Annotated in this window: 17 protein-coding genes; 12 read left to right on the top strand and 5 right to left on the bottom strand. The window is 60.0% G+C overall.

Annotated features, from left to right (window positions below):
* Positions 1-217: 217 nt before the first annotated feature.
* The 4 genes from Q672_RS25295 to rsgA all read right to left on the bottom strand — a co-directional run bounded on the left by Q672_RS25295 (position 218) and on the right by rsgA (position 4,347).
* On the bottom strand, positions 218-1,351 hold the full coding sequence (locus Q672_RS25295) for an alpha/beta fold hydrolase (RefSeq protein WP_022985263.1): 1,134 nt from the start codon (positions 1,349-1,351) through the stop codon (positions 218-220).
* A 135-nt stretch (positions 1,352-1,486) separates the two neighbouring features.
* Positions 1,487-2,350: an archaetidylserine decarboxylase gene (gene asd, locus Q672_RS25290; protein ID WP_022985262.1), complete on the bottom strand. Its 864-nt coding sequence runs from the start codon at positions 2,348-2,350 to the stop codon at positions 1,487-1,489.
* 28 nt (positions 2,351-2,378) lie between these two features.
* Positions 2,379-3,194, bottom strand: a complete 816-nt coding sequence (locus tag Q672_RS25285) for a sulfurtransferase (RefSeq protein ID WP_022985261.1) — start codon at positions 3,192-3,194, stop codon at positions 2,379-2,381.
* Between the two features lie 103 nt (positions 3,195-3,297).
* A complete protein-coding gene (gene rsgA / locus Q672_RS25280; RefSeq protein WP_022985260.1) occupies positions 3,298-4,347 on the bottom strand; it encodes a small ribosomal subunit biogenesis GTPase RsgA in 1,050 nt (349 codons plus the stop codon).
* 82 nt (positions 4,348-4,429) lie between these two features.
* Here rsgA and orn point away from each other — a divergent pair, with 82 nt between their 5' ends.
* On the top strand, positions 4,430-4,975 hold the full coding sequence (orn, locus tag Q672_RS25275; protein ID WP_022985259.1) for an oligoribonuclease: 546 nt from the start codon (positions 4,430-4,432) through the stop codon (positions 4,973-4,975).
* Positions 4,976-5,032: 57 nt separating this feature from the next.
* Here the strand turns inward: orn and queG are convergent, their stop codons facing one another.
* The gene (queG, locus tag Q672_RS25270) at positions 5,033-6,088 is read right to left on the bottom strand and encodes a tRNA epoxyqueuosine(34) reductase QueG (RefSeq protein WP_022985258.1); all 1,056 of its coding nucleotides are present in this window, start codon (positions 6,086-6,088) and stop codon (positions 5,033-5,035) included.
* Positions 6,089-6,171: 83 nt separating this feature from the next.
* Between queG and Q672_RS25265 the strand changes: the two genes are divergently transcribed.
* The 11 genes from Q672_RS25265 (at position 6,172) to Q672_RS25215 (ending at position 20,624) form a co-directional block, all read left to right on the top strand.
* Positions 6,172-7,683: a bifunctional ADP-dependent NAD(P)H-hydrate dehydratase/NAD(P)H-hydrate epimerase gene (locus Q672_RS25265; RefSeq protein ID WP_022985257.1), complete on the top strand. Its 1,512-nt coding sequence runs from the start codon at positions 6,172-6,174 to the stop codon at positions 7,681-7,683.
* Positions 7,673-8,101: a tRNA (adenosine(37)-N6)-threonylcarbamoyltransferase complex ATPase subunit type 1 TsaE gene (gene tsaE, locus Q672_RS25260; protein WP_022985256.1), complete on the top strand. Its 429-nt coding sequence runs from the start codon at positions 7,673-7,675 to the stop codon at positions 8,099-8,101. The genes Q672_RS25265 and tsaE overlap by 11 nt, the downstream gene beginning before the upstream one ends.
* Positions 8,102-8,113: 12 nt before the next feature.
* Positions 8,114-9,493, top strand: coding sequence for an N-acetylmuramoyl-L-alanine amidase (locus Q672_RS25255; RefSeq protein WP_022985255.1), 1,380 nt, complete (start codon positions 8,114-8,116; stop codon positions 9,491-9,493).
* 8 nt (positions 9,494-9,501) lie between these two features.
* Positions 9,502-11,325 (top strand): DNA mismatch repair endonuclease MutL, encoded by a 1,824-nt coding sequence (gene mutL / locus Q672_RS25250; protein ID WP_022985254.1) that lies wholly within the window; start codon positions 9,502-9,504, stop codon positions 11,323-11,325.
* A complete protein-coding gene (gene miaA, locus Q672_RS25245; protein ID WP_022985253.1) occupies positions 11,325-12,347 on the top strand; it encodes a tRNA (adenosine(37)-N6)-dimethylallyltransferase MiaA in 1,023 nt (340 codons plus the stop codon). The genes mutL and miaA overlap by 1 nt, the downstream gene beginning before the upstream one ends.
* Before the next feature lie 241 nt (positions 12,348-12,588).
* Positions 12,589-12,873, top strand: coding sequence for an RNA chaperone Hfq (gene hfq / locus Q672_RS25240; RefSeq protein WP_022985252.1), 285 nt, complete (start codon positions 12,589-12,591; stop codon positions 12,871-12,873).
* Between the two features lie 124 nt (positions 12,874-12,997).
* Positions 12,998-14,377, top strand: coding sequence for a ribosome rescue GTPase HflX (hflX, locus tag Q672_RS25235; RefSeq protein ID WP_022985251.1), 1,380 nt, complete (start codon positions 12,998-13,000; stop codon positions 14,375-14,377).
* A 47-nt stretch (positions 14,378-14,424) separates the two neighbouring features.
* The gene (gene hflK, locus Q672_RS25230; protein ID WP_031226405.1) at positions 14,425-15,600 is read left to right on the top strand and encodes an FtsH protease activity modulator HflK; all 1,176 of its coding nucleotides are present in this window, start codon (positions 14,425-14,427) and stop codon (positions 15,598-15,600) included.
* Positions 15,600-16,667: a protease modulator HflC gene (gene hflC / locus Q672_RS25225; protein WP_022985249.1), complete on the top strand. Its 1,068-nt coding sequence runs from the start codon at positions 15,600-15,602 to the stop codon at positions 16,665-16,667. The genes hflK and hflC overlap by 1 nt, the downstream gene beginning before the upstream one ends.
* A 340-nt stretch (positions 16,668-17,007) precedes the next feature.
* On the top strand, positions 17,008-17,478 hold the full coding sequence (locus Q672_RS25220) for a DUF11 domain-containing protein (RefSeq protein ID WP_022985248.1): 471 nt from the start codon (positions 17,008-17,010) through the stop codon (positions 17,476-17,478).
* Between the two features lie 179 nt (positions 17,479-17,657).
* A complete protein-coding gene (locus tag Q672_RS25215; RefSeq protein ID WP_022985247.1) occupies positions 17,658-20,624 on the top strand; it encodes a beta strand repeat-containing protein in 2,967 nt (988 codons plus the stop codon).
* The last annotated feature ends 3 nt before the right edge of the window (positions 20,625-20,627 follow it).

Here is a 20,627-nt window from a genome sequence, read left to right as displayed (position 1 = left end):
CTGGTTGGACTGGAAAACCCAAAGTGGTTCCCGACTTTTTAGCAGAGGGTATCCCTTCGAGATCGTTGAGTTTGGCGCCAATAAGTCATCCGGTCGAAGGTGAGCAAGCCTACGGTATGCAACAAAAAAAGCCGCACTCATGCTTGAGCGCGGCTTCTGTTTTTGGGGCTGAAGCAGGGGCAAATCTGTGTTGCAGCGTCAGACTTGCCGCTTGCAGCTAGTCCCTCTCTATCAGCCACTCAGCAATCCTGCCCCAGCTTTGCGTCTGTGCTGCGCTGCTGCCCAGAATGCCCATGTGGCCGCCATCGATGGTCAGGTAGGTCTTGTCCTTGCTGCGCACCAGCGTGTCCATGGCCAGGCTGCAGTCACGGGTCACAATGGGGTCGGCACCGCCAGTAATGTTGAGAATGTTAGCGGTGACGCGGCTCAGGTTGCCTTCGCTGCTGGCCATGGGCAGTTGGCCATGGGCGACCACGTTGTCGGTCCACAGATAGCGAACGATGTCCTGAATGACGCCGCCGGGGTAGGCCACCATGTCATCGAGAAAGGCGCCATTGGTGGCATGGGCCGCCACGAATTCGCGGTCGTGGAGGTTCTTCACCAGATTCATGTAACCCTGCAGGCTGCCCACCGGGTTGGTGAGTTTAAAGGCCAGACTGTTCATCCAGCCGGGGGAGCGAAGCAGGCGCGCCGGCACGTCATGAATGCGTAGGCCGGTGTTGCTGCGAATCCACTTTGCCTGGCGGCTCAGTCGCCGGTACTGGGCGCCCAGTGCACCATTGCGATGGTAGTCGCAGGGGGTGCCGACCAGCACCAGATTACGGATATCCGGATCATTGCCCAGAGCGGTGTAGCAAAGGCTGAACAGCCCGCCGAAACTCCAGCCATGCAGGCTGAGTTGCTGTTGCCCACTGTGTTGGCGCACTTGTACCAACATCTTGGGCAGGTAGTCGGCAAAGTAGCTGCTCAGGCTCAGGTGGTTGTGATATTTGCCCGGGCGCCCCCAGTCCACCATGTACAACTCAAAACCGCGGGCGCGCAGGTAGCGCACCAGGCTGCGTTGCGGGAACAGATCATAGATCAGCATGTTCACCGCCAGCGGCGCGACCAACACCAGCGGGGTGCGCTGGGTGTGTTCGCTGACGGGCATCACCGTTCCGTCACTGAGAGGAATGGCTTTTTCCTGCAGTGGCGGGTAGTAGCGCAGCTTGACCAGACCATCGTCGAACAAGGTGTCGTAAGGGGTCTGTTCTGCCTGGCTCAGGCGCTCTGCGTCGAACAGGCGAGCACGGCCATTGTCCAGGCGGTGAAGCCATGGGCGGGCTTTCTGCTGCAGGGTGTCAGTGAGCATGCAATGCACCGGCGTTGTGATTCGGGCCGGCCATTGTAGGGAAGAACGCGGCGGGTGCACTTGCCGTGCGGCCCGCCGCTGACGTCCTTGCGGTTACCCCATTCATCACGGTCATTGACGGGTAACCTGAGGGAATCAGGCGTGGTAGTGGCCCAGCGCGCCTTTCACCCGGACCACGCTGCCGGCTTTTAGCTCGGGTTCAAAACCGGCCTTGCCTTCCGGGAACAGCAGTACCACGGTGGAGCCCAGCAGGAAGCGGCCCAGCTCGTCGCCCTTTTGCAGGGTAACCGGGGCGGTGCGCAGGTAGTCGGTGGTCACCACCTGTTTGGGGAGCGGGGTGACCTGGCCGGAGAATACGGTCTCGATACCTGCGACGATCATGGCGCCCACCAGAATCACCGCCATCGGGCCATTGTCGGTATCGAAGATACACACCAGACGCTCGTTGCGGGCAAACAGGTTGGGCACCCCGTTGGCGGTAGCTTCGTTCACGGAGAACAAATCGCCGGGCACATAACGTGTTTCGCGCAGGGTGCCAGTGAAAGGCATGTGTACGCGATGGTAGTCCCGCGGTGACAGGTAAATGGTGGCGAACTGGCCGTTGGTGAATTCGCTGGCCAGGGCGCTGTCGCCACCGACCAGGTCATACAGGGAGTAGTCATGCCCCTTGGCCTGAAACACCTGATTGGCACGGATGGCGCCCAGCTGGCTGACGGCGCCGTCAGCCGGACAGGCAATGGCGTTGGCGGCGTCCGCTTCCAGGGGCCGGGCGTCCGGTTTCAGGGCGCGGGTGAAAAAGGCATTAAAGCTGGGGAACTGGTCCGCATCCTGAATCTCGGCCTCAGACAGGTCGATGCCGAATTTCTTCATGAATACGTTGATGAAGGTGGTCTTGATCCACGGCACTTCGCTACGGGCAAGAAAGCCCACCAGCCGGGAGAGGCCGTGTTGGGGCACCAGATACTGGAGAATCACAAAAAGCTTGTCGCGTAGGCTCAAGGGAACATCCTTAGAGTAATCAAACAGGTTAGTCGGGTTTGGCCACCGGGGTGCCCGGGTGGTTACCCCATTCCGCCCAGGAACCGGCGTAACCCCGCAGGCGCGGGTAACCGAGAATCTTGCCCACCAGCCAGGAGAAACTGGAGCGGTGGTGGGTCTGGCAGTGACAGATCACTTCCTTGTCGGGGGTGATGCCGCGGGCTTCCAGTTCCGCACGGATGTCATCCAGCGGTCGCAGGCGCAGGTTGTTGCTGCGGTCCATGGCGTCGGTCCATTCATAGTGAATGGCGCCGGGAATGTGGCCGGCTTTCTGGGCAAAGGCGCGTACCCCTGCGTATTCCTCTTCCGAGCGTGAGTCCCACAGGGCCAGTGAGGGCGAGGTGTGATGCTCGAGCAGGTAGTCCAGGTGCACTTCCGTGAGCGGGTCGTGTTCACCCACTTCATATTCGCTGGCCACTGGCTCGGGCGAGTCGCTGCTGGTGGGGTGTCCCTCCGCCAGCCACGCATGGATACCCCCGTTGAGGTAGCTGTAGTGCTTGTGGCCAACGGCGTCCAGCGTCCACAACAGGCGGCCGGCCCAGCCGCCGCCTTCGTCGTCGTAGGCCACCACATGGGTATCCGGTGTCAGCCCCAGACTGGAAAACAGGGCACTGAGGGTATCGTCATCCGGGATCATTCCCGGCGCCGGCTGCGCGCCGCTCTGCAGGCGTTTGAAATCCAGATGGATTGCCCCCGGCACATGTGCCTGTACATAAATCGCAGGCTTGCTCAGGTCGATGATCAGCAGCTTGTCATCATCAAGATGCTGGGCGAGTTCGGCGGGTTCTAGCAGCAGAGGCAACATGGGATCAGTGAACAGTTAACAGTGAATAGTGAACAGCGAAAACAGGATATCGCTATCGGCGTTGCGGTGCATTGTCCCTTATTCGCTGTTCACTGTTAACTGTTCACTGGTATCGGTCGCGCCCCTCTTCGTCCAGGGTGTCGGCGATCTGGAAGAAGTTGGCCAGTCGTTCCTCGCTGATGGCGCCGCTGTCGGCGGCATCGAGGAAGGCGCAACCGGGTTCGTTGCGGTGTGAGCAGTTGCGGAACTTGCAGTAACCGGCCAGTTCGGACAGTTCGCGGTAACCGTGCAGCAGCTCTTCTTCGCTGATGTGCCACAGGCCAAATTCGCGGATGCCGGGGGAATCGATCAGCTCACCGCCGGTGGGCAGGTGAAACAGGCGGGCGGTGACGGTGGTGTGCTGGCCCAACCCGGAGTTGGCTGACAGATCGCCCACATCCAGTTCAGCATCGGGCAGCACGGCATTCACCAGGGATGACTTGCCGACCCCGGATTGGCCCACGAACACACAGGTTTTGCCCTTCAGTGCCTCGTGCAGCGGAGTCAGGCCTGCCGGGTCATGGGCGCTCAGTTCCAGCACCGGGTAGCCGAGCCGTTCATACATGGCTTTCATGTCATCGATGAACGGGCGCAGCTCTTCGTCGATCAGGTCGGCCTTGTTGAGCACCAGCGTGGCAGGAATGCCAGACAGTTCCGCGGCGACCAGGTAGCGGTCCAGCAGGGTGCTGGAGGGGGTGGGCAGGGGGGCGAAGACCACCAGCATCTGATCCACATTGGCGGCGACCGGTTTCAGGTTGCCGTAGGGGTCCGGGCGCTTGAGGACGTTGTCGCGAGGGTCGATCGCCACCACGACGCCAAGCCCTTCGCTCTGGGGGGATTGCCAGATCACCCGGTCACCCACGACCAGCTGTTCCAGCGTGGCGCGAAAATGGCAGCGACGGAGCTGTTTGCCTTTGCCGTTCGGGCCATCAGGGCTTTCAACCAGCACCTGCTGACCAAAATGGGCGGTAATGATGCCGGTCTGTTCATCCCCCAGGTCGTCGGCCACCAGGTCTTCCAGCTGCTCACTGCGACGCTGGGCGCGTTCGCGCTTTTCTGCCTGGATCTTTTCGATGCGCCAGCGCTGGCGGCGATTGAGTTTGCGTTTGGCCACGGTGGTGTCGGGTTCTTCCTGCTTTGCGATGGGGGCATGCTACCATGCCCCCTGAATACCGCGTAGCGAGAGATAGCCACCCATGACCGACAAGCGCAATAACCTGATCTGGATTGATCTGGAAATGACCGGACTGAGCCCGGAAAACGACCGCATCATCGAGATCGCCACTATCGTTACCGATGCCCAGCTCAACGTGCTGGCAGAAGGGCCGGTGCTGGCGGTGCACCAGAGCGATGCGTTGCTCGATGGCATGGATGAGTGGAATACCACACACCACAACAACTCCGGGCTGGTGGCCCGGGTGAAGGAAAGTCGCATCAGTGAAATGCAGGCCCAGGCGCAGACGATCGATTTCCTGAAAGAGTACGTGGAAGCGGGCATGTCGCCCATGTGCGGTAACAGCATCTGTCAGGATCGCCGTTTTCTGGCCAACTACATGCCGGAGCTGGAGGCCTTCTTCCATTACCGCAATCTGGACGTGTCCACCCTCAAAGAACTGGCGCGACGCTGGAAGCCCGAGATCCTGGAAGGGCTGAAGAAAGAAAACAAACATCTGGCGCTGGATGACATCCGCGAATCCATCACCGAGCTGCAGTATTACCGCGAGCATTTTATTGACGCCTGACGGCAACGCATCAGGCGGCACGCAACACGCAAACCTCTCGCCGCAGGAGCGTCGCTTCTACGGCTGAGGCGTTCGGTGCTGTTCCAGCGCCCACTGCACATGTTCCTGTACCGTCTCGTCCGGGTAATCCAGGCGTTCTTTCAACGCCAGGATAATGTCCGGCGAGGTGGGGGCATTGCCCAGCGCTACCGCAATATTCCTTAGCCACTTTGCATAGCCTGCGCGGCGGATGGCCGAGCCGGCGGTGCGTTCGAGAAAGTCGGCTTCGTTCCAGCGGAATAATGTCACCAGGTCACTGTCGCCCAGTCCGTGGCGGGGGTGAAAGTCGGTTTCGCCGGTGTGCCGGGCAAAACGGTTCCACGGGCACATCAACTGACAGTCGTCGCAGCCGAAGATGCGGTTGCCGATACCCCGTCGCAGGTCCTCGGGGATGCCGCCGTCGTGCTCAATCGTCAGGTAGGAAATGCAGCGGCGGGCATCCAGCTGGTAGGGCGCGACGATGGCGTCGGTGGGGCACACGGTGATGCAGGCCTTGCACTTGCCGCAATGGTCTTCACCGGGTTGGTCTACGGGCAGGGGGATGTCGGTGTAGATTTCACCGAGAAAAAACCAGCTGCCGGCCTCACGGTTGAGCACCAGGGTGTGTTTGCCCTGCCAGCCCAGCCCGGCTTTGGCCGCCAACGGCTTTTCCATCACCGGGGCGCTGTCTACAAAGGCGCGGGCAAGTTCACTGTCGCCCACTTCCGCCCGGATTCGGGCGGCCAGTGTGGCAAGCCGTTTGCGGATCAGTTTGTGGTAATCCCGGCCCAGCGCATAGCGAGAGACGTAGGCCTTGTCTTTTTCGCCCAGCATTTTCACCGGTTGCGTATCGGGTGGCAGGTAATCCATGCGCGCAGAGATGACTCGCAGGGTGCCGGGCTCCAGCGCTTCAGGGCGAAAACGTTTGTCGCCGTGGGCGCTCATCCACTGCATTTGCCCTTGATAGCCCTTGGCCAACCAGGCTTTCAGGTCCGCTTCAGCGGCGGACAGATCCGTGTCGGCAATGCCGATCTGCTGGAAGCCCAGTTCGCGGCCCCATTGCTGGATGTTTTCCTTTAGCTGCTGAAGATCCATGGGTTTCTGAACGGCCGGTTCCCGTGGGTATAATGAGGGATATTGCGGTACGCAACGGCGCACAACAAAGGACCAAGGGTACCATGACCACACTGCCCACAGTGCTATTTACTGCTGAACAGACCCGCGAACTGGATCGCCTTGCCATTGCGACTGGCACACCCGGTGCCAACCTGATGCAGCGGGCCGGGCAAGCGGCCTTCGATGCCCTGTGTGAGCGTTGGCCCGAAGCGCGTCGTATTGCCGTATTGTGTGGCGGCGGCAACAACGGCGGCGATGGCTATGTGGTCGCGGCGTTGGCTCACCGGGCCGGATTGCAACCCGAGATTTTTTATACCCGCGCGCCGGATACGCTCAGCGGGGATGCGCTGACCATGGCGCAGCGTTGCCAGGGGTTGGCGATCCCGCAGCAACCACTCCATGAGGACGCCTTGCCTGTGGAGGCGGATGTGCTGGTGGACGGTCTGCTGGGCACCGGATTGTCGGGCGCCCTGCGTGATGACATGAGCGCATTGCTGGCAGGGCTGGATGCCCTGCCGGTGCCCCGTTTGGCACTGGATATTCCCTCCGGGCTCAATGCCGACACCGGCATGCCGTTGGGCGCGGTACTGCGGGCGGATCTGACCTGTACCTTTATCGGCATGAAGCGCGGACTGTTAACCGGTCAGGGGCCGGTGTTCGCTGGCGAGTTGCTGTTTTTTGATCTGCAGGTCCCGCGCTCGGTGTATCAGCAGGTCTCGCCGGATTGTCGTGTCCCGGTGCCGGAGGAGCTGCCCGCCGCCTTGCCCGGGCGAGCCGCGGATGGCCACAAGGGGTGCTATGGCCATGTGCTGGTGGTTGGGGGCGATCATGGCTTTCCCGGTGCAGCGATCATGACGGCCCAGGCGGCGGCCCGCTGCGGGGCGGGCAAGGTCAGTTTGCTGACGCGGCCGGAGCATGTGGCCATGGCGATTACCCGGCAACCGGAAATCATGGTGCGTGGCGCTGACGAGAGCGGCGAAGCGGATGAACTGATCGAGTCGGCCACGGTCATCGCCGTTGGCCCCGGGTTGGGAACGGGGCCTTGGGGGCAGCAGTTGCTGGAGCGGGTGCTGGCCAGTGGCAAGCCGCTGGTGGTGGATGCCGATGCGCTTAACCTGTTGGCTGCACATGCCGACATCGGCGCCCACGACTGGGTGCTCACACCGCACCCCGGTGAGGCGGCACGGTTGCTGCAAGTGGGCAACGCGGAGATACAGTCTGACCGCTTTGCCACACTGGAAACCCTGAGTGCGCGTTATGGCGGCACGGTGCTGCTGAAAGGGCTGGGCACCTTGATTCAGGGGGATTCCGCCGGCCAGCGTTGTCGTGCCCTGATCGTGGACGGCAATCCGGGCATGGCGAGCGGGGGTATGGGCGATGTGCTGACCGGGGTGATCGCTGCGCTGCGGGCCCAGGGATTGAACGGGTATGATGCTGCCCGTCTCGGCGCCATGGCGCATGCCCGGGCGGCAGACCGGTGCGCCCGGCAGGCCGGTGAGCGCGGCTTGCTCGCCACCGATCTGCTGGGTGCGCTGCGGGAACAACTGAACGAAGGAAGCCTGTATGCCCATTGAACACCAGACCCTCGCTGACGAAGCCGCCACCCTGGCGTTGGGGGCCAGCCTTGCAGCCCGACTGACCGGCGGTGGCTGTGTCTATCTGGAAGGCGATCTGGGGGCCGGGAAAACCACGCTGGTTCGCGGTATCCTGCGTGCCATGGGGCATGAGGGGGCGGTAAAGAGCCCAACCTATACAATTGTGGAACCCTACGAGCTGGGTGACGTCCATATCTATCACTTTGACCTGTATCGACTGGCAGATCCGGAAGAGCTGGAACTGATCGGGGTGCGGGATTATTTTGGCTCTGGTGACCTGTGTCTGCTGGAGTGGCCGGAGCGCGGGGCCGGAGTGGTGCCGCCGCCGGATTTGATCATTACACTGGCTGTGGATGGCCACGGAAGAAAGGCGACCCTGGACTGGGTCGGTGACTGAACGCCTATGATAATGCGCAGTAACAATAACAAATGGCTTGTGACCGCCTTCACCCTGCTGGCTGCCATGCTATGGGCGCCCGTTGCCCTGGCCCAGGCCAGCATCGAATCTGTACGCCTGCACCGGGCACCGGACCACACCCGCATTGTGTTTGATCTGCCATCGCCGGTGGATCACAAGCTCGACAAGCTCGCCAATCCTGACCGTATCGTGCTGGACCTGCAGGAAGCCAAATTGGACTTCGACATCCAGACGCTGGATTACGCCACCAGTCCCATCGCCAATATCCGGGTCGGCAAGCACAGCGACAAGACCCGTGTGGTATTCGATATGAAAGAGGGGGTGCGCACTCGCACCAACCTGCTCAAACCCATCGAGCCGCATGGCTGGCGTCTGGTGGTCGATCTGTTCGACAAGGAATTGAATGGCACCTCGTCAGGGGCCGCTGCCACGGCTGCAGGGTCCACTCCTGCCCCGAAAAAGCCTGCCGCGCAATCGGCGCCTGCGGAGCAACGGTTGATGGTGGTGGCGATTGACCCCGGTCACGGGGGCGAGGACCCGGGTGCCCGTGGCCCCAGTGGGACCTGGGAAAAAACCGTGGTGCTGCAGATCGCCAAGAAGCTGGAGAAGATGGTGAACGATCAGGCCGGCATGCGGGCGGCGATGGTTCGCGATGGTGACTACTATGTCCCCTTGGCAGAGCGCCGAAAAATTGCCCGGGAAACACACGGTGCGGACGTGTTCATTTCCATTCATGCGGATGCGTTTACCGATGCCCGCGCCCATGGGGCGTCGGTGTTTGCGCTTTCCAATCGTGGCGCGACCAGTGCCAAGGCCCGCTATCTGGCAAAGATTGCCAATGAATCCGACCGGGTCGCCGGGGTGTATGAAGAAGAGGAAGACGACAGTTCGCTGCTCAGCGTGCTGGCAGACCTGCAGATGAACGGATCCATGGCGGGCAGCCTTTATCTGGGCCGGCAGGTGCTGCAGGAAATGGGTAAGGTCACCAAGCTGCATGGCGGGCGTGACAAGGTGGAGCAGGCAGGGTTTGCGGTACTGAAAGAACCTGAGATGGTGTCCATTCTGGTGGAGACCGGGTTTATCTCCAACCCCACCGAGGAGCGTAACCTGCGCTCGTCTGCGCACCAGACCAAGCTGGCGCGTTCCATCCTGCGCGGTATTGATGATTACTTTACCTCGCACCCGCCGCCGAACAGCTGGTACGCCGCCCAGCGCCGTGGCAAAGGTGATGAGTACAAGATTCAGCCCGGTGATACACTGTCGGAAATCGCGCGCCAGTACAGCGTTAGTGAGCAGGCTATCCGTGCGGCCAACAATATCAGTGGTGACCGCATCATGGTCGGCCAGGTGCTGAAAATTCCCCGAACCTGAGGTCCGTTTTGTCCAAGATCCAATTGCTCGATTCCCGCCTGGCCAACCAGATTGCTGCCGGTGAGGTGGTCGAGCGACCCGCCTCTGTCCTCAAGGAACTGTTGGAAAACGCCCTCGATGCGGGGGCGGAGTCCGTGAATGTGGATGTGGAGCAGGGCGGTGTGAAGCTGCTCAAGGTGCGTGACAATGGTCATGGCATTGAACGCGATGACCTGCCGCTGGCGCTGTCTCGTCACGCCACCAGCAAGATTCGCGGGCTGGACGATCTGGAAGCCATTGGCACGCTGGGCTTTCGCGGTGAAGCGTTGGCGGCGATCAGCTCTGTCTCGCGACTGACCCTGGCCAGTAACGTGGAAGGAGAAGCCGAAGGCTGGCAGGTCCAGGTCGAAGGTCGAGACATGGCGCCGTCGGTCACGCCGGCGGGGCATCCCCGTGGCACCACCGTCACCATGCGCGACCTGTTTTTCAATACCCCGGCACGGCGCCGCTTTCTGCGTACCGAGAAGACGGAATTCAATCACCTGGAAGAGGTGTTCCGGCGCATTGCCCTGAGTGAATTCAATACCGCGTTCCGGCTGACCCACAACCAGAAAGTGATCCACCAGCTACCGGCAGGTCTGGATGACACCCTGCGGGCGGGCCGCGTGGCCAAGCTGTGCGGCAAGGGCTTTATGGAACAGGCCATCCCGGTGGAGGTGGAGCGTGATGGAATCCGTCTGCATGGCTGGATGGGGCTGCCCACCTTCTCCCGCTCCCAGGCCGACCTGCAATATTTCTATGTGAATGGCCGCGTGATTCGCGACAAGGTGGTCAATCATGCGGTGCGCCAGGCCTATGCGGATGTGTTGTATCACGGCCGTCACCCGGCCTATGTCCTGTTTCTTGAACTGGACCCGGCCATGGTGGATGTGAATGTTCACCCCACCAAGCACGAAGTGCGCTTCCGCGAACAGCGTATGGTGCATGGGTTCCTGTACAGCTCCCTGCACCGGACCATTGCCGACGTGCGCCCCGGGCAAGGTGTCGAGCCTGCGGTGGTGTATGACGACGTGCCCATGCCGGTGAGTGAGCCGAGCCAGGGCAGTATGTCGCTTACCGCGCCCTCTGGCCGCCCTTATACGCCGCCACCTGCGTCTGGTGGCTATGGTCAGGGCTTGCGCCAGGCAGATGCCTACGGTGCGTTGGTTCAGCCGCGCATCGAGGATGGCGCCCCGGCGGTCATGCCGCCGGCCAGTGATGATGAAACCGTGCCGCCGCTGGGGTATGCGGTGGCGCAGCTGCACGGCATCTTTATTCTCGCGGAAAACCAGCACGGCATGGTGGTGGTCGATATGCACGCCGCCCACGAGCGCATTACCTATGAGCGGCTCAAGCAAAGCTGGTCCACCGACAAGGTGCGCAGCCAGCCATTGTTGGTGCCGGTATCGTTGGCGGTCTCGTCACGGGAAGCTGACTTTGCCGAAGAGCAGCCCGAGGTGTTTTCCCGGTTGGGGTTTGTGGTGGAGCGCGCCGGCCCGGAAACGCTGGTGGTCCGCGAAGTGCCCGCCATGCTGCGCAATAGCGACAGCGAAAGCATGGTGCGTGATGTGCTCTCCGATCTGCTTGCCCAAGGCAGCAGCGAGCGCATTGAACAAAAGCTCGATGAACTGCTTTCCACCATGGCCTGTCATGGCAGCGTACGGGCCAACCGCCGCCTGACCGTGCCGGAAATGAACGCCTTGCTCCGGGACATGGAAGCCACCGAGCGCTCGGGCCAGTGCAATCATGGCCGGCCGACCTGGACTCAAATGAGTCTCAAGGATCTGGATCGCCTGTTTATGCGGGGGCAGTGATGGCGCCCTCCCGTCCCTCGCCGAAGAATGACGGGGATCCCCGGCCTGTCTTGCCTGTACTGCTTTTAATGGGGCCCACCTGTTCTGGCAAGACCGCGCTGGCCATTGAGGCGGTGCAATCTCTCCCGATCGAAATCATCAATGTGGACTCCGCCCTGGTGTACCGGGACCTTGATATTGGTGCCGCGCGGCCATCAAACGACGAGTTGCAAGCAGCTCCGCACAGGCTGCTGGGGTTCCGTGACCTGGACCAACCGTATTCCGCCGCAGACTTTCGCACGGATGCGCTGAGAGAAATTGAGGCAGTCCATGCTGCTGGGCGTTTGCCGTTGCTGGTGGGAGGCACCATTCTGTATTTCAAGGCGCTGGTCGAAGGTCTGGCGCCGCTGCCGGAGGCGGATGAAACGGTGCGCGCCGAGATTGCTGCGCTGGCGGCAGAGCAAGGCTGGCCAGCGGTGCATGCCGAGCTGGCCCGGGTGGACCCGGCCACTGCCGATCGGCTGAAGCCCATGGATCGTCAGCGTCTGCAAAGGGCGCTGGAAGTGTATCGGCTCACGGGTAAGCCGCTTTCTGTCTTTCATGCCGAGCATCATACGACTGTCACAATGAGAGAGGATGGTCTGAGTGAGTTCAGTGGGCTTCCCTGGCCAGTCTACAGTGCGGCACTGGCGCCCAAAGACCGCGCCTGGTTGCATGTGATGATTGCCCGGCGTTTTGAGGTCATGCTTGAGCAAGGGCTGGAAGAAGAAGTGCGCCATTTGATGGCTCGTCCGGAAGCGCACCGGGACCTGCCCGCGATCAAAGCGGTAGGGTACCGCCAGGTATGGGATTACCTGGAGGGGCAATACGATCGCGAGACGATGATCGAAAAGGGTGTGGTTGCAACTCGCCAACTGGCGAAAAGGCAGTACACCTGGCTAAGAAAATGGCCGAACCTGGAACGGTTCGACAGTAACAACGAGCAGGAGCGCAATGCGCTGTTTGGCCAACTTGCGAAGATCTGTAAATCTGTGTTTAGTTGAGGTCGAGTGCTGCTTATTTGGTCTATAATGCCAAGGAATTGGGGGTGGGGATCTTGAATACTCGTTTCGTCATCCCATATAGGCCCAGTCCGGAACCATTTTGTTGGGTTGTTGACAAAAAAATGTCTGATGGCGCATCAGGCATGCGGTGGCCGTTCGGGACGGCTTCACTGCAGGTAACGCGCTGATATTGCCCGAGTGTTGGGCACCACTTTTTACTGTTATTTCAAGGAGACTTGCCATGTCAAAGGGGCATTCACTACAAGACCCTTTCCTGAACGCTCTGCGTAAGGAACGGATCCCGGTATCCATCTTTCTGGTAAACGGCATAAAATTGCAGGGGCAGATTGAGTCCTTCGACCAGTATGTGGTTCTGCTCAAGAACGCCGTTAGTCAGATGGTCTACAAGCACGCAATTTCCACTGTGGTCCCGGCGCGTAACCCGCGTGCAGGTGGTAACCCGGCCATGTCGACCGGCAATGGCACCACGGGTGCACAGGGCACAGAGAGCTTCGGTAACCAGTAATCGCGATTGCCAGAGCCTTTTTGCTGAAAAGAGCCACCTTCGGGTGGCTCTTTTCGTTTCTTCCTCCTGCCTTTTCGTTTTCGGCGGTTTACAATTGGGCCTACTGTCCCCATATCAGGCACCTATGGACTTATTTGATCGTACAGAGCAATCACGCACTGGCGCCGGAGAGCAGGCGATTCTTGTGCATCTGGACCTGCCGGATTCCATGGGCCGTGAGGATCTGGACGAATTCCATCATCTGGTGACCTCCAGTGGCGTGGAGCCTGTGGCGGAATTGACGGGCAAACGCGACAGGCCCGACCCGGCCCTTTTTATCGGCACAGGCAAAGCGGATGAGCTGGCCGAACTGGTGCAGCAGCACCAGGCGGATGTGGTGCTGTTCAATCACTCGCTCAGCCCGGCCCAGGAACGCAACCTGGAGCGGGCGGTGAAATGCCGGGTGCTTGACCGTACCGGACTGATCCTGGATATCTTTGCCCAGCGAGCTCGCACCCACGAAGGGGTGTTGCAGGTTGAGCTGGCACAGTTGCGCCATCTATCTACCCGCCTGGTGCGCGGGTGGACTCACCTGGAAAGACAAAAAGGCGGTATTGGCCTGCGCGGGCCTGGTGAAACCCAGCTGGAAACCGACCGCCGTTTGTTGCGAGACCGCATACGTGCCATTGAGTCTCGACTGGAGAAGGTACGAAAGCAGCGAGCGCAGGGGCGCCGTGCCCGGCAGCGTGCCGAAACGCCGTTGATTTCACTGGTCGGTTATACCAACGCGGGTAAATCCACCCTGTTTAATGCCATTACTACGGGGGATGTGTACGTGGCGGACCAGCTGTTCGCCACCCTGGACCCCACCTTGCGCAAGGTCAAGGTGCCCGGTGTCGGGCCAGCCATTCTGGCCGATACCGTGGGGTTTATTCGCCACCTGCCTCATCGCTTGGTGCAGGCTTTCCGGGCGACCCTGGAAGAAACCGCTAACGCAACCTTGTTGCTGCATGTGACAGATTGCAGTGCAGAAGAACGGGACAGCAATGTGGACGCGGTGAATGAGGTGCTGGAAGAAATCGGTGGCGACCAGTTACCGGTACTGCACGTCTACAACAAAGTAGACAATCTTGATGAATCGCCACGGATTGACCGTGACGAGCACGGACAGCCCTGGCGAGTATGGATTTCGGCACAGAGCGGTGACGGGTTTGATCTGCTCTTTGAGGCCATTGCGGAGCGGCTGGCCGCAGGCTGGGTCGATTGCTGGGTGCGTTTGCCTGCCCATGCAGGGCGCCTGCGCGCCCGTCTGCATGAAGCAGGTGAGGTGCTGGATGAAGAGGCCGCAATGGATGGCAGCATGCTGCTGCGCATCAACGTCAATCGGGTTCATTTTGAACGCCTGTTGCGTGAGCAGGGTCTGAACGAAGACGAACTGGTGGTGCCGGCCCCGGAATCGGCGGCCTCGGTTGCAGGGGAAGATGGGCCTTCCTACAATTCAGAACGCTCGCCCAAGGTGAGCTGACATTACAAGTCATGGGCCATGCCGGCCCTGACGGACTGGAGACCTACATGGCGTGGAATGAACCCGGCGGTAACAAGCCGAAAGACCCCTGGGGTGGCGGCGGTGATCAAGGGCCGCCGGATCTGGATGAGGCGCTGAAGAACCTCAAGGACAAGATCAACAATGTGTTTGGTGGCAAGGGCGGTCGTCCGGGTGGCGATGGCAACAAGCCATCAGGCTCACCGCTGCCGCTACTGGCTGTGGTCGCCGTGATCGCACTGGTGGTCTATGGTTTGGTCGGGTTCTTTCAGGTGGATCAGCGCGAGCGGGCCGTGGTGCTGCGTTTCGGTAAGTTCGATCGCATTGTCGAGCCGGGTCTGAACTGGCGCGCGCCGATTCTTGAGCAATACCAGAAGGTGGATGTGGGGCAGAACCGCCGCTACGAGATCACCGAGGAAATGCTCACCAAGGACACCAATATCGTCAGCGTGACCCTGCAGGTCCAGTATCAGGTGCTGGATCCGCGTCCCTTCTTGCTCAAGGTCGCCCAGCCAGAGCAGATCCTGGAGCACGCCACCAGCTCGGCGCTGCGTCATGTGGTGGGCTCTGCCTCCATGGATGATGTGCTGAAAGACAACCGGGAAGCCATTCGGGTGCAGGTGCGGCAGCGTCTGGACGAATACCTGAACCGTTACGACACCGGCCTGGTGTTGCGTCAGGTGGTGCTGGACAAGACCGAAGCCCCGGATGCGGTCCGGGATGCCTTTGACGACGTGTCCAAGGCCAAGGAAGACGAAGACCGCTTCAAGAAAGAAGCGGAAGCTTACCGCAATGCGGTGATTCCCCAGGCCCGGGGTGAGGCGCAACGCCTGACCGAAGAATCGGAAGCGTACAAGCAGCGGGTGATCGACGGTGCCATGGGTGATGCGGATCGCTTTACCGATTTGCTCTCAGAATACCGCAAGGCTCCCGATGTGACTCGCGAACGCCTGTATCTGGAAACCATGACCCAGGTCTTTGGTGCAACCAGCAAAGTGCTGGTGGATGTGGATAACGGCAACAGCCTGATTTACCTGCCTCTGGAGCAGCTGGTGAAAGGGCGGGATGTGCGAGCGTCCACTCCCCAGCAAAACCCCGGCGCGGGTAGTAGCGATGCCGCCAAGGCCGGTGCCGATGACGGAGGCAGCGGGCGTAGTGCTTCGCGTAGCCTGTACAGCACATCACGACCCCAGGAGTTGCGCTAATGAATAATCGTGGATGGTTGGCGCTGCTGGCGCTGGGTGTCCTCGCCCTGCTGGCGTTGGACTCCTTCTATATTGTTAACCAGACCGAGAAAGCGGTACTGAAACAGTTCAGCCGAATCGAAAAGGCGGATATTTCCCCGGGGATTTACCCCAAGTGGCCCCTGTTTGAGGAGGTCGTCAAGGTGGATGGCCGGGCGCTGGTATACGACGTGCCCACTCAGTCCTTTCTCACGGCAGAAAAGAAACTGTTGAACGTGGATGCCTTTGTGGTCTGGCGGATCAACAATGTGCAGCGTTATATCGTGAGTGTGGGGGGCGGCTCTGCCAACCCGCAGATCATGGAGCGTCGGGCCCGTGAGTTGCTGGATCCGCGTGTAAATGAGGCGCTGCGTAACGAGTTTGCCTCGCGCACAGTGTTCCAGGTGGTTGCCGGTGAGAGCGACGTGGAAAAAGTGGAAGGGGATACCGCGATTATTCGTGACCCGACCACGGGGGAAACCACCGAAGTGCCTACCGATCAACTGGATGAATCCATTCTGCGTGAAGCCGGACAGCAAGACAGTGAAGAGACTGTGGCCGACGCCGGCGAGCCGGCGGGTAACGACCAGCGTGAAGCGCTGATGGATCAGGTCCGTCAGGAAGTGAACATGTCCACCATGGAAGATCTGGGTATCGAAGTTGTCGATATCCGGGTGAAGCAGGTGGATTGGCCGGATCAGGTTCGTGGCCGGGTGTTTGACCGGATGCGCGCGGAGCGTCAGCGTGATGCGGCGGCTCACCGCTCCCAGGGCCGGGAAGAAGCCGAGAAAATTCGCGCCGGGGCGGATCGTCAGCGCACCGAAATTCTCGCGGATGCCTACCGCAAGTCGCAGGCCATTCGCGGTGAGGGGGATGCCCAGGCAGCGGCCACTTATGCGAAAGCCTACAATCAGGACAAGGAGTTCTTCCGTTTCTACCGTAGCCTCCAGGCCTACAAGGAAAGCTTCAAGGATCCGGAAGACGTGCTGATTCTGGAGCCAGACAGTGACTTCTTCCGCTACCTAAATGGTGCGAGCGGCAGTCGCTAGGTCGACTTGCCTGATTGTGCTGTTTGCCGTTCATACCGGAAAAACCCGCCTTTGGCGGGTTTTTTTCTGTGTAGGAAATGGCTTACACGGGGGTAAGTGATTGATTACAGAGGGTCGGACGGTCAAAAAATGTACTGCCGTCCCAGTGCTTTCACTGTTTTTTTACAATGCGTTCACGCATTGAGCCCGGTTTTTGTGCAAAATAGGCAGGGTGTCACAGAAATCGATCATAACATTACAAAAAAGTGTGATATGGGTCACAGAAAAGCTTTTCATAATGATTTGGTCGAGAAGTAAGCAACCTTCTTCGGCATATTGCCGGGTACTGGGAGTTCAAGCGATGAAGCTGTCTTTCTCTGTTCTGTTGTTGTCCCTGTCTTCCCTGCTTTGGGCAGACGGGCCACTGACCAGTCAGATGGAAACCTTTCTGGTAACCGAAAAAGACGGAAAGGAAACCGTTGTTGCCACGGAGCAGGCGTCTCCTGGTGATGTGGTGGAATACCGTCTTACCTACCAAAACACCGGTGAACAGCCGCTTTCCGGCCTTGTGATCACCGGCCCAGTTCCGGCCAATACCGCCTACGTAGGGGGTAGTGCCGATACCAAGGTGGACGCCGCGTTCACCGTCAGCATTGATAATGGAACCAGTTTTCTGGCTGAGCCTGTTACCCGTGAGGTGAAAGACAAGGACGGCCGGACCAAGAACGTCACGGTTCCCCCCAGCGATTACACCCAGGTGCGTTGGCAGCCGAAAGGCAGCCTTCAGCCTGACCAGGAGCAGCAGTATCGCTACCGGGTAAAGGTGCAGTAGCTCCCGGGGGGCTGACGTAGGAGCGAAAGCTCCACAGAGGAAGTCTTGCGCGAGCGGCTTGATCGTCATGGTCAGCCGCAAGGGGAGGGGCGGACCACTCGTTTCGACGAGGGGCCGCTCTCGCAAGGCTTTCTGAAACTAGAGGGTAAGTCTAAATATCAAACTTTGAGGATGAAGCCATGAAACATGCCTTCAATAAAGGTGTGTTGTCTTCGAAAATGGCCGCGTCTCTGGTTTCTGGTGGGTTGCTGTTTGCCGCAGGGCAAGCTTGGGCACTCACGGAAGCCGGCACGGACATCAAGAACAAGGCAACCGTCACCTATGAAGACGCCAATGGTAACAGTTACTCCGCCCAGTCCAACGAGGCGGTGGTCACTGTTGCCGAAGTGTATGCAGGTACCCTGCGTAACGACGGCAACAAAGCCGGTGCTCCCGGCGAAACCGTGTACTTCAGCCATAGCCTGAAGAACACCGGTAACGCCCGTGACACCTTTGTGTTGAGCGGCCGTACTGGCGGCGCGACAGGGGCGATCAGCTATGACGTCTATCTGGACGCCAACGGCAATGGTCAGCCTGATGCCGGTGAAAACATTGTTACCCAGGTGGATCTGGACCCCGATCAGCAGGTTGAGTTGATCCTGGCCGTGCCGGTGCCGTCGGGTACCGCTGCGGGCACCATCATTGATGCTACCCTGCTGGCGCAGTCCACGCAGGGCGATGGTGTGTATGCTGCCGCGGACGGTGGTCTGGTGCAGGATATCGGTACCAACGGCGATGCTGGCACCTACGATGCGGATGGTGACGGTACTGCGGATGGTAACGACACCAACAACGATCAGGTGACGGTAACCACCGATGCGGTACTGGTAACGACCAAGTCTGCGTCTGTTAACACCTCCACCAACACCATCACCTATACCCTGACCGTGAAGAACAACGGTGGCCGTGCGGCAACCGATGTCAATATCTTCGATGCGGTGCCGGCCAATGCCACCTTCGTGGACATCACTTCGGTGAATGGTTTGTTGGCGGCGAACGGCGATACCTACGAGGACAACACCGGTACCGACCAGAGTATCCCGGCAGATGCCACCACCATGTATGCACCTGGTTCCCTGGCGACCATTGATGAGCCGGCGGGTGTGGATCTGGACGGTGACGGCACCACTGGTGAAACCGGTATTCCCGGTGTGCTGCTGACCGATGCCAGCCTGGGTGTGAATACCACGGTCTCTATCGTGTATCAGGTGAGCTTTGATCCGACCGCGCCTGCGGGCACCGAGATCAAGAACACCTTCGCTGCCCAGGGCAACCTGGACAACGATGCGGGGACCACTGAGGATGCCGTCAGCTCCAATACGGTAACCACGGTGATTGGTCAGATCTACGCTGTGGATGCCAACGACACCGAAGATGCCACCGATGGCACCGATGACGACATCTACACTGTGCCCAGTGCGGCCAGCGGTGCCGTGGTCGACTTCAAACACACCATTACCAACAACGGTAACGGCGTGGATGTGTTCGAGCTGAGCGCAGCCAACGATGCGACCACTCCGTTCCCGGCAGGTACCACGTTTACCTTCTGGAACGCAGCGGGCACGGTTCAGATCACTGATACCAACGGTGACGGTAACCCGGATACCGGTGAGCTGGATCCTGCGGAAGCGCTGAATATCACCGTGAAAGCCGACTTGCCGGCCAGCGCCAGCGGTGTCGGTCCGTACCAGTTCAACCTGACGGCGACCTCCGCGGGCGACAATGGCCAGTCTGATACCACTGCTGGCGTATTGAGCACCATCAATGCGGCGGCCGTGGATATTGCCAACACTGCCAACGCAACCGGTATGGGTGATAGCGCAGTTGATGCTGACGCCAACACCGGCACGCCGACCACCACCAATACGGCAGCAGCAGGAGCCGTGACTTCTTTCAATCTGTATGTCGCCAACGAATCCGGCAACGCCCAGTCCTACACCCTGGGTGGCACGGTACCCGCGGGCTGGTCTGTGCAGTTTGTGGATGTGGGTGTCGATACCGATGGGAATGGCACGGTGGATAACACCAGCAATGCAGGCGATGTGGTCACAGCCACCCCGAACCTGCCGGCCGGTGCGGTTTATCACTACACCGCCAATGTAACTGTGTCTTCCAACGTGGCCCAGGCCCGTGCGGATTACACCGGCGGTGACGCAGTGAACACCAATGATAGCGATGGCGATTATCCCGTCACGTTTACGGTGACCTCTCCGTCTGACAGCAACATCAACGACAGCAAGCTGGATGCGGTTGATGTGGTTGCTGACCGTGATCTGAGCATCACTCCTGACGGCGCCAACCAGGTGCAGCCCGGCGGTAACGTGGATTACCCGCACGTGCTGTCCAACGACGGTAACTCTACCGAAACGGTTGAGCTGTCTGCCACCAACAGCGAAGCGGGTTTCACCAACACCACCCAGCTGTTCGTGGATACCAACAACGATGGTACCCCGGATGCTTACCGTGAACTGAGCCAGCTTGCCGGTCTTGCCACTGCTGGACAGCTGTGGGTGCGTGATCAGGCCGGTAACCCGGTCCAGATCGGCGTTGCCGATGCCGATAACGACAACCTGCCCGAGCTGACTCTGGAAGCTGGCGAAAAGGTTGAAGTGCTGGTGACCGTATTTGCTCCGGCGAATGCATCGCAAGGTACCCAGGACACCTTGAGCCTGAGCGCGACCAACGAAGATGCCACCGCAGGCGCAGCGGCGTCGGCTACTGCCAACGACGTGACAGAAGTCATTCTGGGTCAGGTGCGTCTGAACAAGCTGGCCGGTGTCGATGCGGATTGTAGCTGTAATGCCGGTACGCCTGACTGGACGCCGGATACCCCGTTCGCTGCTACCCAGACCACTCAGGTGGAGCCGGGTCAGTGTGTGATCTGGGATCTGACTGCGACTAACGAAGGTGCGGCCACGGCCAAGAACGTGACCATCACCGATGAAACCACGCCTTACACCACTTTCCTGGTGGCGAATGATTCTGTTCGCAACTCGGATAGCAACACGGTGGCCAATTCCGGCACCGCGCCAGTGGTTGAGTGGGTCATTGGTGACCTTGCAGCTGGTGACAGCGCGAATGCGCAGTTCTGTGTGCAAGTGAACTAAGCC

Origin of the sequence: Alcanivorax sp. P2S70, assembly GCF_000475295.1 — a bacterium.
Lineage (GTDB): Bacteria > Pseudomonadota > Gammaproteobacteria > Pseudomonadales > Alcanivoracaceae > Alcanivorax > Alcanivorax profundi.
Note: the sequence above shows the minus strand (reverse complement) of the source record. Positions and strands in the feature narration are given on the sequence as shown.

Coding starts and splice junctions, on each gene's coding strand:
- hflK (WP_031226405.1), top strand. CDS start 14,425: ATGGCGTGGAATGAACCCGGCGGTAACAAGCCGAAAGACCCCTGGGGT.
- Q672_RS25255 (WP_022985255.1), top strand. CDS start 8,114: ATGCGCAGTAACAATAACAAATGGCTTGTGACCGCCTTCACCCTGCTG.
- Q672_RS25220 (WP_022985248.1), top strand. CDS start 17,008: ATGAAGCTGTCTTTCTCTGTTCTGTTGTTGTCCCTGTCTTCCCTGCTT.
- Q672_RS25295 (WP_022985263.1), bottom strand. CDS start 1,351: ATGCTCACTGACACCCTGCAGCAGAAAGCCCGCCCATGGCTTCACCGC.
- orn (WP_022985259.1), top strand. CDS start 4,430: ATGACCGACAAGCGCAATAACCTGATCTGGATTGATCTGGAAATGACC.
- tsaE (WP_022985256.1), top strand. CDS start 7,673: ATGCCCATTGAACACCAGACCCTCGCTGACGAAGCCGCCACCCTGGCG.
- queG (WP_022985258.1), bottom strand. CDS start 6,088: ATGGATCTTCAGCAGCTAAAGGAAAACATCCAGCAATGGGGCCGCGAA.
- Q672_RS25265 (WP_022985257.1), top strand. CDS start 6,172: ATGACCACACTGCCCACAGTGCTATTTACTGCTGAACAGACCCGCGAA.
- hfq (WP_022985252.1), top strand. CDS start 12,589: ATGTCAAAGGGGCATTCACTACAAGACCCTTTCCTGAACGCTCTGCGT.
- hflC (WP_022985249.1), top strand. CDS start 15,600: ATGAATAATCGTGGATGGTTGGCGCTGCTGGCGCTGGGTGTCCTCGCC.
- Q672_RS25285 (WP_022985261.1), bottom strand. CDS start 3,194: ATGTTGCCTCTGCTGCTAGAACCCGCCGAACTCGCCCAGCATCTTGAT.
- hflX (WP_022985251.1), top strand. CDS start 12,998: ATGGACTTATTTGATCGTACAGAGCAATCACGCACTGGCGCCGGAGAG.
- Q672_RS25215 (WP_022985247.1), top strand. CDS start 17,658: ATGAAACATGCCTTCAATAAAGGTGTGTTGTCTTCGAAAATGGCCGCG.
- miaA (WP_022985253.1), top strand. CDS start 11,325: ATGGCGCCCTCCCGTCCCTCGCCGAAGAATGACGGGGATCCCCGGCCT.